This window comes from Pseudomonas fluorescens, from assembly GCF_030344995.1.
Taxonomy (GTDB): Bacteria; Pseudomonadota; Gammaproteobacteria; order Pseudomonadales; family Pseudomonadaceae; genus Aquipseudomonas; species Aquipseudomonas fluorescens_BF.
In genome coordinates this window covers 3,354,339-3,367,923 of the sequence record NZ_CP128260.1, presented here as the reverse complement: position 1 = coordinate 3,367,923, position 13,585 = coordinate 3,354,339, and the positions used below count along the sequence as shown (strand labels likewise).

At 57.5% G+C, this 13,585-nt stretch carries 13 protein-coding genes; 10 read left to right on the top strand and 3 right to left on the bottom strand.

The features are described from left to right. Positions 1-10 precede the first annotated feature (10 nt). The 4 genes from QR290_RS15105 (at position 11) to QR290_RS15090 (ending at position 4,799) form a co-directional block, all read left to right on the top strand. Positions 11-1,483: a mannitol dehydrogenase family protein gene (locus QR290_RS15105; protein WP_289202936.1), complete on the top strand. Its 1,473-nt coding sequence runs from the start codon at positions 11-13 to the stop codon at positions 1,481-1,483. Positions 1,484-1,685: 202 nt separating this feature from the next. After that, entirely contained in the window at positions 1,686-3,182 is a 1,497-nt protein-coding gene (xylB, locus tag QR290_RS15100; RefSeq protein ID WP_289202935.1) for a xylulokinase, read from the top strand. 13 nt (positions 3,183-3,195) lie between these two features. After that, entirely contained in the window at positions 3,196-4,134 is a 939-nt protein-coding gene (locus QR290_RS15095; protein ID WP_289202934.1) for a carbohydrate kinase family protein, read from the top strand. Between the two features lie 44 nt (positions 4,135-4,178). Then, positions 4,179-4,799 carry a hypothetical protein gene (locus QR290_RS15090; protein ID WP_115077888.1) on the top strand — a complete coding sequence of 207 codons (621 nt, stop codon included), beginning with the start codon at positions 4,179-4,181 and terminating at the stop codon, positions 4,797-4,799. Between the two features lie 82 nt (positions 4,800-4,881). On the opposite strand, the gene QR290_RS15085 is transcribed toward QR290_RS15090, so the two are convergent. Next, positions 4,882-6,183: an OprD family porin gene (locus tag QR290_RS15085; protein WP_289202933.1), complete on the bottom strand. Its 1,302-nt coding sequence runs from the start codon at positions 6,181-6,183 to the stop codon at positions 4,882-4,884. A 360-nt stretch (positions 6,184-6,543) separates the two neighbouring features. Between QR290_RS15085 and QR290_RS15080 the strand changes: the two genes are divergently transcribed. The 5 genes from QR290_RS15080 (at position 6,544) to QR290_RS15060 (ending at position 12,411) form a co-directional block, all read left to right on the top strand. Further along, positions 6,544-8,637, top strand: coding sequence for a type VI secretion system tip protein VgrG (locus QR290_RS15080; protein WP_289202932.1), 2,094 nt, complete (start codon positions 6,544-6,546; stop codon positions 8,635-8,637). Next, a complete protein-coding gene (locus QR290_RS15075; RefSeq protein WP_289202931.1) occupies positions 8,637-9,476 on the top strand; it encodes a DUF4123 domain-containing protein in 840 nt (279 codons plus the stop codon). The genes QR290_RS15080 and QR290_RS15075 overlap by 1 nt, the downstream gene beginning before the upstream one ends. Positions 9,477-9,567: 91 nt before the next feature. After that, on the top strand, positions 9,568-10,059 hold the full coding sequence (locus tag QR290_RS15070) for a DUF3304 domain-containing protein (RefSeq protein ID WP_289202930.1): 492 nt from the start codon (positions 9,568-9,570) through the stop codon (positions 10,057-10,059). Then, a complete protein-coding gene (locus QR290_RS15065) occupies positions 10,056-11,882 on the top strand; it encodes a phospholipase effector Tle1 domain-containing protein (protein WP_289202929.1) in 1,827 nt (608 codons plus the stop codon). The genes QR290_RS15070 and QR290_RS15065 overlap by 4 nt, the downstream gene beginning before the upstream one ends. A 52-nt stretch (positions 11,883-11,934) precedes the next feature. Then, the gene (locus QR290_RS15060) at positions 11,935-12,411 is read left to right on the top strand and encodes a DUF3304 domain-containing protein (protein ID WP_289202928.1); all 477 of its coding nucleotides are present in this window, start codon (positions 11,935-11,937) and stop codon (positions 12,409-12,411) included. A 93-nt stretch (positions 12,412-12,504) separates the two neighbouring features. Here the strand turns inward: QR290_RS15060 and QR290_RS15055 are convergent, their stop codons facing one another. Further along, positions 12,505-12,801, bottom strand: a complete 297-nt coding sequence (locus QR290_RS15055) for a hypothetical protein (protein WP_289202927.1) — start codon at positions 12,799-12,801, stop codon at positions 12,505-12,507. A gap of 355 nt (positions 12,802-13,156) precedes the next feature. After that, on the bottom strand, positions 13,157-13,294 hold the full coding sequence (locus QR290_RS15050) for a hypothetical protein (RefSeq protein ID WP_289202926.1): 138 nt from the start codon (positions 13,292-13,294) through the stop codon (positions 13,157-13,159). On the opposite strand from QR290_RS15050, the gene QR290_RS15045 reads away from it, so the two are divergent. Further along, complete coding sequence (locus QR290_RS15045; protein ID WP_289202925.1) at positions 13,287-13,547, top strand: DUF2790 domain-containing protein; 261 nt, start codon at positions 13,287-13,289, stop codon at positions 13,545-13,547. The two genes, QR290_RS15050 and QR290_RS15045, sit on opposite strands and share 8 nt — an antisense overlap. Positions 13,548-13,585 lie beyond the last annotated feature (38 nt).

The following is a 13,585-nucleotide window of genomic DNA, read 5'->3' as shown; positions in this document are numbered from 1 at the left end:
GACTGACCCGATGAAACTGAACAAGCAAAACCTCAACCGCCTGGCCGCCGAAGTCAAACTGCCGGCCTACAGCCTCAGCGACACCCGCCAGGGCATCGCCCACATTGGCGTCGGCGGTTTCCATCGCGCGCATCAGGCGTATTACACCGATGCACTGATGAACACCGGCGAAGCGCTGGACTGGGCCATTTGCGGCGTCGGCCTGCGCGCCGAAGACCGCCGCGCCCGTGACGACCTCAAGGAGCAGGATTACCTGTTCACCCTGTTCGAACTCGGCGACAGCGACGACACCGAAGTCCGCGTCATCGGCGCGATCCGCGACATGCTACTGGCCGAGGACAGCACTCAGGTGCTGATCGAAAAACTCGCCGACCCGCAGATCCGCATCGTCTCGCTGACCATCACCGAGGGCGGTTATTGCATCGATGACAGCAACGGCGAGTTCATGGCGCACCTGCCACAGATCCAGCACGACCTGACCTACCCGCAGCAGCCAAAAACCGTGTTCGGTTTTCTCTGTGCGGCGCTGGCCAAGCGACGTGCGGCGGGCACTCCGGCGTTCACGGTGATGTCCTGCGATAACCTGCCGCACAACGGCGCTGTCACCCGCAAGGCACTGCTGGCCTTCACCGCGCTACTGGATCCGGACCTGCGCGAATGGATCGACGCCAACGTCAGCTTCCCCAACGCCATGGTCGACCGCATCACACCGATGACCAGCACCGCGCATCGCCTGCAACTGGCGGACAAACACGCCGTCGACGACGCCTGGCCGGTGGTCTGCGAACCGTTCGTGCAATGGGTGCTGGAAGACAAATTCGTCAACGGCCGCCCGGCCTGGGAAAAAGTCGGCGTGCAGTTCACCGACGACGTTTCGCCCTACGAAGAGATGAAGATCAAACTGCTCAACGGCAGCCATCTGGCGCTGACCTATCTGGGCTTTTTGAAGGGCTACCGCTTCGTTCACGACACCATGAACGACCCGTTGTTCGTGCGTTACATGCGCGCTTATATGGACCTGGACGTGACTCCGCAACTGGCGCCGGTGCCGGGCATCGACCTGACCGAATACAAGGAAACGCTGGTAGCGCGGTTCTCCAATCAGGCGATTGCCGATCAGCTGGAGCGGGTTTGCTCGGATGGTTCGTCGAAGTTTCCCAAGTTCACCATTCCGACGATCAATCGGTTGATTGCCGATGGGCGTGAGACCAAACGCGCGGCGTTGGTGGTGGCGGCCTGGGCGCTCTACTTGAAGGGTGTGGACGAGAATGGCGACACTTACTCGATACCGGATCCTCGGGCGGCGTTTTGTCAGGCGTTGGTGGCGGAGGATGCTTTGATCACTGAGCGGTTGTTGGGGGTTGAAGAAATCTTCGGTACGGCGATACCCCGTTCGCCAGAGTTTGTTGCGGCGTTTGAGTGGTGTCTGAACAGCTTGCGCGAAGAAGGCGTCACTCGGACCCTCGAGCGTATTCTGGCCTGAAAAGCCCCTCACCCCAGCCCTCTCCCAGAGGGAGAGGGAGCCGACCGAGGTGTTTATCCGAGGTACATCGACCTGAAAGTCCGGAGTCGAACTCAGGAATTGAAACCTACACAAATCTGCTCCCTTCCCCCTCTCCCCTCTGGGGAGAGGGCTGGGGTGAGGGGTGGCTCTTGATCTTCACCGCGAATCCACAGGTTCTCTCATGAACAACCAACAACTCTTCCTCGGCATCGACTGCGGCACCCAAGGCACCAAAGCCATCATCCTCGACGCTGTCAGCGGTCAGGTGTTGGGCCAGGGCGCCGCCGCCCACACGATGATCAGCGGCGCCAACGGTCGTCGCGAGCAGGACACCGCGCAATGGCTGGAAGCTTTCACCCTCGCCACCCGCCGCGCTTTATTGGCGGCAAATGTCGACGGCCAGTCGATCCTTGGCATTGGCGTTTCCGGCCAGCAACACGGGCTGGTATTGCTCGACGACCAAGGCCAGGTCCTGCGCCCGGCCAAGCTCTGGTGCGACACCGAAACCACGGCTGAAAACGATCGACTGCTGACTCACCTCGGCGGCGAACAAGGCTCGCTGGAACGCCTCGGCGTGGTCATCGCGCCGGGCTACACCGTATCCAAACTGCTGTGGACCAAGGAACAGCATCCAGACGTTTTCTCCCGCATCGCACGAATCCTGCTGCCCCACGACTACCTGAATTTCTGGCTCACCGGTCGTGCGTGCAGCGAGTACGGTGACGCATCCGGCTCCGGCTATTTCAACGTGCGCGCCCGGCAATGGGATCTGCAACTGCTGCGCGACATAGACCCCAGCGGCCGTCTGCAATCCGCTCTGCCCGAGCTGATCGACGCCCATCAAGCGGTCGGCACGATCCTGCCGGCGATTGCCGAACAGCTGGGCATCAACCCCAACGCAATCGTGTCCAGCGGCGGCGGCGACAACATGATGGGCGCCATCGGCACCGGCAATATTCAACCGGGCGCGATCACCATGAGCCTCGGCTCATCCGGCACGGTGTACGCCTACGCCGAAGCGCCAAAGGTCAGCCCGGACGCGTCGGTCGCGACCTTCTGTTCGTCCAGCGGTGGCTGGCTGCCGTTGATCTGCACCATGAACCTGACCAATGCCACCGGCGCGATCCGCGAACTGTTCGACCTCGATCTCGATGCCTTCAACGCCTTGGTGGCCCAGGCTCCGATTGGCGCTGAAGGTGTGAGCATGTTGCCGTTCCTCAACGGCGAACGCGTGCCTCCCCTGCCCCACGCTACCGGCAGCCTGCATGGCCTGACGATCGATAACCTGACGCAAGCCAATCTGTGCCGCGCCGCCGTCGAGGGCACCACCTTCGGCCTGCGTTATGGACTGGATCTGTTGCGCCAGAATGGTTTACAAAGCCGCAGCATTTGCCTGATCGGCGGTGGTTCGAAAAGTGCGGTGTGGCGGCAGATCGTCGCCGACATCATGAACACCCCAGTGATCTGCACCGAACAGAGCGAAGCAGCAGCGCTGGGCGCGGCGATTCAGGCGGCGTGGTGCAAGTCATGGTCAAACGGCCACGAAGACTCCCTGGCCGACCTGTGCCAGCGCTGCGTGAAGCTCGACCTGAACAGTGAAACCCTGCCGGTTGCCGCGAATGTCGCGGCCTTCCAGCAGGCCTATGAACGCTATCGACTGCATGTCGCAACCTTATAAAGAGCAAACAACTATGTACCTGGTGTGTGGCGAAGCGCTGTTCGATTTCTTCAGCGAAGACGATGCCGGCGGACAGGCATCGAAAGTCAATTTCAAGGCGATTGCCGGTGGCTCGCCGTTCAACGTGGCGGTGGGCTTGCGCCGACTGGGCGTGGATTCGGCGCTGTTTGGCGGGTTGTCCACCGACTACCTCGGCCGACGCTTGCAGCAAGTGCTGCAGGATGAAGGCGTGCGCCCGGACTATCTGGTGGATTTCGCTGCGCCGACCACCCTGGCGATGGTCGCGGTGGGCGCCAATGGCTCGCCGCATTACAGCTTTCGTGGCGAGGGTTGCGCCGACCGCCAGTTGAGTCTGGCGCACCTGCCAACGTTGGGCCCTGAGGTGCGCGGTTTGCACTTCGGGTCCTTCTCGCTGGTGGTGCAACCGATTGCCGATACCTTGCTTGCGCTGGTGCAGCGTGAAAGCGGCAAGCGCCTGATCAGCCTCGACCCGAACGTGCGCCTCAACCCCGAGCCGAACATCGACCTGTGGCGCGAACGAATTGCTACGCTGGTGCCGTTGGCGGACTTGATCAAAGTCAGCGACGAAGACTTGAGCCTGCTGTACCCCGAACAGGATCCGGCGCGCGTCATCGAAGGCTGGCTGCAGCATCGTTGTCAGGTGGTGTTCCTGACCCGTGGCGGTGAAGGCGCGACCGTGTTCAGCCGTGTTCACGGCTCATGGTCGGTGCCGGCAAGCTCGGTGAAGATCGCCGATACCGTCGGCGCCGGCGATACCTTCCAGGCCGCGTTGATCACCTGGCTGACCGAGCATGAACTGGATTCGGTGGAAGGCGTGCAGCACCTCAGTCGCGAACAGATCGACGGCATGCTCAGGTTTGCCGTACAGGCGGCTGCCCTTACATGCAGTAAAACAGGTCCGGATTTGCCTTATCGCCACCAGTTGACCTGACCGCGTAGACTGGCGCCCTTTTTTGCACGACGGGATGACGGCTTTTGAATTCGGGGCGCACGGTTGGACTGTTGGTATTGGCGGCACTGTTGAGCGGTTGCGGAACATCGCCACCGCGTTCGCCGGAAAACCTCTGCGAGATTTTCCGCGAAAAAAGTGATTGGTACGACGCGGCGCAAGTCACGCAAAAGCGCTGGGGCGTACCGATCCAGGTGCCGTTCGCGATCATGTATCAGGAGTCCGGCTACCGCTACGACGCCAAGACGCCGCGCAAATACCTGTTGTGGGTGATCCCGTGGGGCCGTGTCACGACGGCGTCGGGTTATGCGCAGGCCAAGGACGAAGTCTGGTCCGACTACCAGAAAAGCACCGGCCGGTATGGCGCCGATCGCGAAGACTTCGACGACGCCATCGACTTTGTCGGCTGGTACATGGACAAGACCACCTCGATCAACGGCGTCTACAAGTACGACGCCTACAACCAGTACCTCAACTACCACGAAGGCTGGGGCGGTTTTCGCCAGAAGACTTACGCCAGCAAGGCGTGGCTGATGCCCACTGCGCGCAAGGTGCAGAACCGCTCGGACATGTACGGTCAGCAATACGCGGCGTGCAAGGACGATCTGAATCGCGGGTTCTGGAGCCGGTTCTGGCATTGGCTATAAATGTCAGGATCCCGGTGACATCGAGATCGCCATCGCGGGCAAGCCCGCGATGGCGTCAGTTCAGACACCACTGGCCCAAGGGTTACAACACCGAAAAGTTGTAACTCACAATCAACCGGGTCTCATCCACATCCCGGGCGAACTTCTCGTAGTTGGTGCGGTAAGTCGCATTACGCAACCGCAGGCTGACGTCCTTGAACGTCCCGGTCTGGATCACGTACTTCAGCTCGCTGTCACGTTCCCACTCTTTGCCTTCCTGATCGCTGCCCGGCACCTTGATGTGATCGCCGTTCACGTAACGGGTCAGGAAGCTCAGACCGTTGATGCCGATGGCCTTGAAGTCATAGTCATAACGCAGCTGCCAGGAACGTTCCTGCGCGGCGGCGAAGTCGTTGACCTGCACGTAGTTCACCAGGTACGGGTTGCTGCCATCCAGATACGGCATCGAATTGTCGCCGTTCATGCGCTGCCAGCCGGCACTGAAGGTATGACCGCTAATGCCGTAGGACAGCATGCCGCTCAGCGCGCGGTTGTCGATGGAGCCCGCTTTCGCCTCACCGCTGTCGGCGCTTTTCAGCAAACGCAGATCGGCTTTCAGCACACCGTCACCCAGCGGCTGGTTCGCCAAAAGACCTACGAAGTGCTGGCGATAAATGTCTTCCAGTTCGGCGTAGTGATATTGCGCGGTCAGGCGATCGTTGATCTTGTAGTCGAAGCCGTACATGTCGAAATGATCGGCGGTGGTGTTGCAGGCATAGCGCTTGTTCTTGCAGTGCACGCGGATGTCTTGCGAATCGGTCGAATCCCGCGCGGTGTACTTGTCCAGACGCGCAGCCATGAAGGTCAGGTCCTTCACCTCTTTCGAGGTCAGCATTGCGCCGTTGAACATGGTCGGCAGCAGGCGACCGTCGTTGTACTTGAGCAACGGCAGATCCGGCAGCAGCGCGCCATATTTCAGCACCGTGTCCGAGACTTTGACCTTGGCGGTCAGGCCCATCTTCGCGTACTGACCTTTCGAACCGCGCGGGTTCTCGCCGCTGGACGGCAACAGGCCGCTGTTGCTGCGATCCGGGCTGGAATCGAGCTGGAAACCCGCCATGCCCAGCGCATCGATACCAAAACCGACGGTGCCTTCGGTGTAGCCCGATTGCAGATTGAGAATAAAGCCCTGCGCCGACTCTTCGCGCTTGGACGCGCCCTGATCACTGGAAGTGTGCCCGTCACGGAAATCACGGTTGAAGTACACCGTGCGCGATTCGATCTTCGCCGTGGTGTCTTCGAGAAAACCGCTGGCCTGAACCTGCGCGGTAAAACCGGCGCACAGCACAAAGGCTCCGAAGCCAAGCGACTGGCGCGGGGTGATGAGGGGAAATGGGGGACGCATTGAAAACTCCAACAGAACAACGATTGCGCAGAGGCGCAAACAACCAGAAATAGCTCCCGTCCCGGCTCGATAAAGAACCGGGAGGCAGTGAACACGCGGGGTGAAGAACAATGATGGCAGATGGCTTTGACGTGCTACAGGCGACTTTAGTCTGAAACTGACTGGTTGTTCTCAAGCGGCGAATTCGGCAACGGCCGAATATCTTCCAGCCGTAAGTGCCGGTTTTACTGGGCAAAACAGTAGTTCTAAGGGTTTTCCCTATATCGCCGCACCACTGCTTCTACGGCATTTGCGCCTTGAACGAGGCGGTTTAATCCTGCACCATCCGCCCACGCTAATCCAAAGGACGGAAATAAAGGCATGCTGGACGCCAACGCTACCCACATTACCCTCACGCTCGAAGGCGCTTGCGCCGACCTGCAAGTCCTCAGCTTCACCGGTCGCGAAGCCCTCAACGAACCGTTCCGTTTCGACATCGAACTGGTCAGCGCCCGCCCCGACCTCAAACTTGAAGAACTCCTGCACAAGCCTGGCTGCCTGACCTTCGGCGCCACTGGTGAGGGCAAGATTCATGGTCTGGTGTATCGCATCGAGCAAGGCGACTCCGGCAAGACCCTGACCCGTTACAGCATCAGTCTGGTCCCGCAACTGGCCTACCTGCGGCACAACCATGACCAGCAGATTTTCCAGCAAATGACGGTGCCGAAGATCATCGCCCAGGTGCTGGAAGATCGCGGGATCCTGTCCGACGCCTACAGCTTCCAGCTCGGTGCCGAATACCCGGAACGTGATTACTGCGTGCAGTACGACGAATCCGACCTGCATTTCATCCAGCGCCTGTGCGAAGAGGAAGGCATTCACTTCCACTTCCAGCACAGCAGCAGCGGCCACAAACTGGTGTTCGGCGACGACCAGACCGTGTTCCGCAAACTGAAACCGGTGAACTACCAGCAAGACTCCGGCATGACCGCCGACAAACCGGTGATCAAGCGCTTCAACCTGCGCCTGGAAACCCGCACCAGCCGCGTCAGCCGCCGCGACTACGACTTCGAAAAACCGAAGATCCTGCCCGAAGGTGCCGTCAAATCCGAGTTCATGCCGGACCTGGAAGACTACGACTACCCAGGCCGCTTCACCACGCGCGAGCGCGGCAAGTTCCTCTCGACCCGCGCGCTGGAACGCCATCGCAGCGACTACAAACTCGCCGAAGGCAAAGGTGACGAACCGACCCTGACCACCGGCCATTTCATGACCCTGGCCGAACATCCGCGCGCCGAATGGAATGACATGTGGCTGCTGTTGGAAATCTTCCACGAAGGCAAACAGCCGCAAGTGCTGGGCGAAAACGTCACCAGCGACGTGACCGACAACAAGAGCGATTTCCATCAGGGCTACCGTAACTCGTTCGTGGCCACCCCGTGGGACGCCCACTACCGCCCTGCCCTCGCACACCCGAAACCGAAAGTCCTCGGCAGCCAGACCGCCATCGTCACCGGCCCCGGCGGCGAAGAAATCCACTGCGACCAGTACGGCCGCGTGAAAGTGCAATTCCACTGGGACCGCGAAGGCCAGGCTGACGACAAGACCACCTGCTGGCTGCGCGTCGCCAGCGGCTGGGCGGGAGCAGCCTACGGCGGCATCGCCATTCCACGGGTCGGCATGGAAGTGCTGGTGACCTTCCTTGAAGGCGACCCCGACCAGCCGCTGGTCACCGGCTGCCTGTACCACAAAGAAAACGTCGTTCCTTACGACTTGCCGGCGAACAAAACCCGCAGCACTTTCAAGACCCTCAGCTCCCCGGGCGGCAAGGGCTACAACGAGTTCCGCATCGAAGACAAGAAAGGCGTCGAGCAGATCTACATCCACGCCCAGCGCGACTGGGACGAAAACATCGAGCACGATCAGAAGATCCGCGTTGGCAACGAACGGCATGACACCGTTGAAGCCAATGTTTTAAGTGAGTTCAAGGTTGAAGAACACCGCATCACTCATCTGGATCGTGTCAGTGAGATGCGTGCCAACGATCACCTGACCGTGGGCGTGACTCAGCATGTGAAAGTCGGCACCGGGCAGTTCGTTGAAGCGGGCACGGAGATTCATTACCACGCCGGCGAAAAAGTGGTGATCGAAGGCGGCATGGAACTGACGGCCAAGGCTGGGGGGAGTTTCGTCAAGGTTGATGCGGGTGGCGTGACCATCAGTGGTGCGGAAGTGAAGGTCAATACTGGCGGTGCGCCGGGGGTTGGTTCTGGCATTCAGATCCTCGTGCCTTTCATTCCTGGCCTGGCAGCCCTCGACAAGGCCGGACGCTTGATGCAAACCCGGCTGAACCAAAAGATCGAGGCTGAATCGCTGGCCGTAGTGCCGAAGCTGAAGGCGCCGAAAGGCATCTGCGTTGAGTGCCTGAAGAAAGCCATGCGGGAAAAACTGGCCCTGCAATCGGGAGCCAATTGATGACGAAGGACGACGCAGCGAAAGCCTGGGCAGAGGCGCATAAAAACGCACAGTCGCGATTCGCAATCGTTGAAACGGGCCTGCTCAGCGAGCCTGCGCGGCAGCAATTTCTCAAATCCGATCCGTCACGCCGCCCCTTGATGCTTCAACCGGAGTTCGCCGAATTGCGCAACTACGGCCCATGGCTCGTGGACGTCAGCGACATGGAATTCGAGGCCTTTCTCGCCCACGAATACTTTACCGGCTGCACTGCCATGGCCAGCTGGATCCGCACCGACTGCCCCGCCGACAAACTCGCGGCGCACCTGAGCGACGCCTTGCTGGCAAAAAACGAAGCCGGCGAAGTCCTGATGATCCGCAGCTACGCCCCTGAAGTACTGCCGATGCTCCACGCCCGCGACGATCTGCCTTGGCATGCCTGGCTTTTCGGCCCGTTGCAAGAGTGGTGGGTGCCAACGGCGGATGATGAGTGGCAATGCTTCAAAGGGCTCAACCTGGAACAACCGGGCAAGTACCAGCCGATTTTCCTCGACGCCAAGTTATGGAAGGACATGGAGATCGACCCACTACCCTACAACCTGACCACCGAACTGGAGAAAGACGCGCCAGAGGTATTCACCAGTAGCTGCCACGGCGACCGGTTGAACCAGGTCAAGCAGGCGCTGGACGCAGGTCGCGCAGAAGGCTTGTCGGACCCGGAAGACGTCAGCCTGTTTGCCAGCCTGCAATTGATGGATCCCGAGTTCCCGGCGAATTGGCCGATGTGGGAAAAAGCCAAAGTGCGGACTGTTGGGGAGAAGTTGCCGCTTGGGGTTGTGATGAGGGAGTTGTCGGAGTGAGGTTCGGGATAGATATACGAGTCAGCTTTCCATATTTACCCGAGATGCATTCGACTGTTTTAGAAGTATCGCAAGATAAGGATCTCAAGAAATGACCGTGGCTATGAACATGAAGCGGCAAAAAATCTGGCGCCGCCGCAACCTGGTCATCGGGGTGCTTGTTTTACTGCTGCCTTTCCTAGGTTCGTACCTTTACAACCAGCTTCGTACGCCTGGGGCGATGCTGACCTCTGAAAACTACATGGACAGGCCTATATTCAGCTTTTGGGTAGATGATTTCTGGGGCGGAAATCTAGCGGCAATGGGAAGTGGTGGAATTACATGTTGCCAAGCTTTAAAAGGCCCCACCGTAAAAATATCTTGGATCCTTAGTATTACTGAAGAGCAATCAGAACAAGGTTTAAAACAAGAAGACCATGAAAGAATACTGCCGCTACCTGAGCAAAAACGGGGAGACCGTTATCTTCATGTGCGATTTCTGCCAGGGAATACTGTAGAAATAAAATGGAGCCCAAATCTCGACGATCCATTTGATACAGACCCAGAATCAGGATCAATTACTGAACAAGGACGTCAACAATGACTGACACACCCAGTTTGGATCGCGCTCAATCAGCAAGCGCAAAAGCGTGCGCGAGTTCGGACTCCGGAAAAAACTCTGTTTTACCCTGTGAATCCACACTGCATGTAGGTTTCTTTTTTGACGGCTTTAGCCGAAATTTGATTGATGACCTTAAAGAAAATCGCCCGACCAACATAGCTCGACTCTTCTTGGCCTACCCTGAGAGCAATCGAAAAGCGGATGTTCAGCCTAACGCTCACTACCGCAGATTTTACATATCAGGCTTAGGGTCAAAGTTTGATGAAACGCTAGGCGGCAGCGCTGAACTGAGTAATACCGGATTAGACGGAGCAATAAACAGAGCAAAAGACAGCGCCATAAAATCTCCTGAAGACACGATAAAGAACAGCCCACTCGACGCCGTCAAAGACGTCATTACAGGTAAAAAGTGGTGGGAGAGCCTGCTAAACAATTTCAAGGCCGGGAGTTTTGTTTCAAGCGTAGTTAAATCCGCGGCGCCTGCAACACTCGATATTTTTGGAATCACTCGTGACAACGAAGCTACCGCGACTTTTTTCAAGACTGGCGTTGATACCCGACTTGAAGCAGCGTTCAGTGTTTTGGAAGATGCACTAGACAAAGTCAAAGGAAAATCCAGCGCTCCGGTAAAACGCATTTCGGTTTCAGTTTATGGGTTTGACTTTGGAGCCACATTGGCTCGTGCCTTTGCTCATAAGCTGTTTGAGGAATGCGATCCAGCAACAACCAACTTTAAAGGCGCCAAGCTTGAAGTGAATTTTGCGGGCCTTTTCGATTCCGTAGATCGCAGTGGTGACAATTCCATCGTTGTCGAATATTTGATTCCGTTTGTCAACGTTGTGGATGATGGGGAATGCCTTCCAGGCCCCGTAAAATCTGCTCTTCACCTGGTCGCCGCTCATGAGTGTCAAGATTCCCGGCGCTCTAGGTTGATTGGTACGGGACCATCGACACCTAAGTGGGAGGAACGGCTAGTTCCAGGTACGTCTTATGATGTTGGCGGAGGCCTAAAAAAAGATGATGTACCGCATAGCCCGGAACTCCATTTGGCAAGCCTGCACGAAATGTATCACGCTGCATGTCGTGCAGGTGTTCCTTTCCCTCCACTTAGTGATCTGAAAAAAATAGACCTTGCCGTCGCTAAGTTATTTACTTTGAACGACCATCTAAATGGCATTAGCGCCATTGGGGCAAGTAATAACTACATGAGTAAAGCAGGCAACAACAAAGTTTCCGCAGAAAGCTTTTTAGCTCACCGACGTTTGTACATCCAACGATTACGTGGTCTGTGGGAGCTTTATCGCGGGCAACACAAAGCATACGACGACGCAGAGGAGCGCCTTCAACGTCCCGTTCTTGGCAAACAAGGTTCAATCGCACGGGCGATGGGGATGAGCAGTGAAAGCGATGCTGACGCTGCAAAACGTGATCAGGCTCTAAAGCAAACGCAGCAAGACAAGGCTGCCCTTCGGAAAGAACTGTCTTGGCTCGAAGAGGTGGATCGCGAAGCATGGAGGCTGAAGACCAGTTTCCCTTCAGCCACCGTAAAAGCCTTGCTGGACGAATGGTACAGCCCTGTGCCCAAAAACCTCAGTTTCGATGTTGAGGACCTGCTTGAGTTTTATGTTAACGATCAATACATGGTTCAACAGTTTCCCCAGACCCTGTCCACTCCGATACCGAAGTATTTCCGCGTTAGGGAGTTCGACATTCCGAGCCTGAATAAAACAAAAGGCATGGCACCGGATTATCTGGAACAGACGATGCGTAAGCCATCGACGAGATCGTCCGGCACATCGACCTGAAGCAAGGAAAAATCTACCGCGGGGCTCAAGACGAAACCCTCGACAGACGAAATTGGATTTCATTGATTTGATAGATATTTCTTCCGATGCGCGCCGCCGACGGACTTGGCGGCGAAGACAAATAGCGTTGGGTGTGTTGGCTTTGCTGCTTACCTATGCCGCCCCGAAAATCATTGGCCTGCTCCGTACGCCCGGCGCCATGCTGACTTCGGAGAACTACACAGATCGACCGATTTTCAGCTTCTGGGTAAATGATTTTTGGGGTGGAAATCTGTTCGCAATGGGGGGCGGCGGGATTATGTGCTGCCAGAAAATCGAGGGGGAAACGGTTCATGTCAAATGGATCCTCGACATGACAGGCGAACAGTTCCGCCAAGGTCTGCGGCAAGAAGATCATGAAGTGACTTTGCCGCTGCCACGACGCAAGCGCGACGATCAGTATTTACATGTTAGGTTTTTGCCCGGAAATGCCGTCGAGCTGAAATGGAGTTCTGACTTGACCAGCCCGTTTGATTCCAATCGGGGCTAGGCGCTCACGCTTTGGACTTTACAAGCCCACGCATCAAAGCTCAAAACGGGCAGAGATACTCCGCCCGTTCGTGTTAAACCGTCCCGTAAATCATCAAACCGGCGCCTGCCAGTTCAACATTTTCTGCTGCGCAACCTGCAGCAGATCACTGCCATCCTGCGTCAGCAGGTACAGCGCATGGGTGATGTGGGGAATGTCCTGGACGTCGGCGTATTTGAAGCACAGGCAGTGCAGGGTTTCGAGCAGGTCGGCTGCGGCGCGGATGCGTTGCACGGCGGCTTCGAAGAGGTCTTTCGGGTTGGCTTGGGTGTCGATGACCAGCGGTGCGCTGTCGGTGACGCCGCTGTTGAGCGGGAGGTAGCGAGCGGAGCTTGGTTTCAGGATTGGCATTGTCATTACTCGATAGGCTTCATTGACCCGCCGACACCGTGACCAAACGATGGGAGGCGGACTGTATGCAAGGCTTGGTCAACTGAGAAACCCGATCAGCTCGCCCGAAGGCGCCCCTGCACACAGCCGCCACAGCAATGTACTCCGAAGACGTGAGTGTCCGCGGCGCGAATCATGGCACAGATGTGTCGAGTTTTTCAGGTGACCAAACCTAAGTCGCTGATTTTGCAGCGACGCCAAACCATAACCGCCCCACTCCAACAGCCGAAAGCAGACAAGGCATCCACCCTTGTAGGAATCCGCCGAGACTCCCCCGCGAAACAATCCCCACCCAGACAGCCGGCGTTCAGCCCCGTTAACCATCGCTTAACGCCGCGGTCAAAGACTCTACTGAACCGCACGCCCTCAGCCCCTGGCTGACGCCGAGTGCGGCAGGTTTGGCTTGCAACATGCCGAACTCAATTTCCGTCGCACCGGAGTCCATCATGAACATTCGTCCGTTCCTGCTCACCACCGCCCTCGCCTGCACCGCATTTGCCGGGCTGGCCCAGGCCAATGACACCTCCAAGGCTGTTCCCTATGAATACGGCATGCCGTTGCATGTGGCCAAAGTGGTTTCTCTGACTGAGCCACCGACTCAGGAATGCAAGGTCATCACCGCCGACATGAAGTACATCGACAACGCCGGCAAGCCCGAGGAAATCAGTTATCGGAAATTGTCTGACGCGTGCAGTTTCCAAAACTGACAGAAAGCTCTGATTTGCGGCGTTGCGGTAGGCGAGCA

Coding starts and splice junctions, on each gene's coding strand:
- QR290_RS15105 (WP_289202936.1), top strand. CDS start 11: ATGAAACTGAACAAGCAAAACCTCAACCGCCTGGCCGCCGAAGTCAAA.
- xylB (WP_289202935.1), top strand. CDS start 1,686: ATGAACAACCAACAACTCTTCCTCGGCATCGACTGCGGCACCCAAGGC.
- QR290_RS15095 (WP_289202934.1), top strand. CDS start 3,196: ATGTACCTGGTGTGTGGCGAAGCGCTGTTCGATTTCTTCAGCGAAGAC.
- QR290_RS15085 (WP_289202933.1), bottom strand. CDS start 6,183: ATGCGTCCCCCATTTCCCCTCATCACCCCGCGCCAGTCGCTTGGCTTC.
- QR290_RS15080 (WP_289202932.1), top strand. CDS start 6,544: ATGCTGGACGCCAACGCTACCCACATTACCCTCACGCTCGAAGGCGCT.
- QR290_RS15075 (WP_289202931.1), top strand. CDS start 8,637: ATGACGAAGGACGACGCAGCGAAAGCCTGGGCAGAGGCGCATAAAAAC.
- QR290_RS15070 (WP_289202930.1), top strand. CDS start 9,568: ATGACCGTGGCTATGAACATGAAGCGGCAAAAAATCTGGCGCCGCCGC.
- QR290_RS15065 (WP_289202929.1), top strand. CDS start 10,056: ATGACTGACACACCCAGTTTGGATCGCGCTCAATCAGCAAGCGCAAAA.
- QR290_RS15055 (WP_289202927.1), bottom strand. CDS start 12,801: ATGCCAATCCTGAAACCAAGCTCCGCTCGCTACCTCCCGCTCAACAGC.
- QR290_RS15045 (WP_289202925.1), top strand. CDS start 13,287: ATGAACATTCGTCCGTTCCTGCTCACCACCGCCCTCGCCTGCACCGCA.
- QR290_RS15050 (WP_289202926.1), bottom strand. CDS start 13,294: ATGTTCATGATGGACTCCGGTGCGACGGAAATTGAGTTCGGCATGTTG.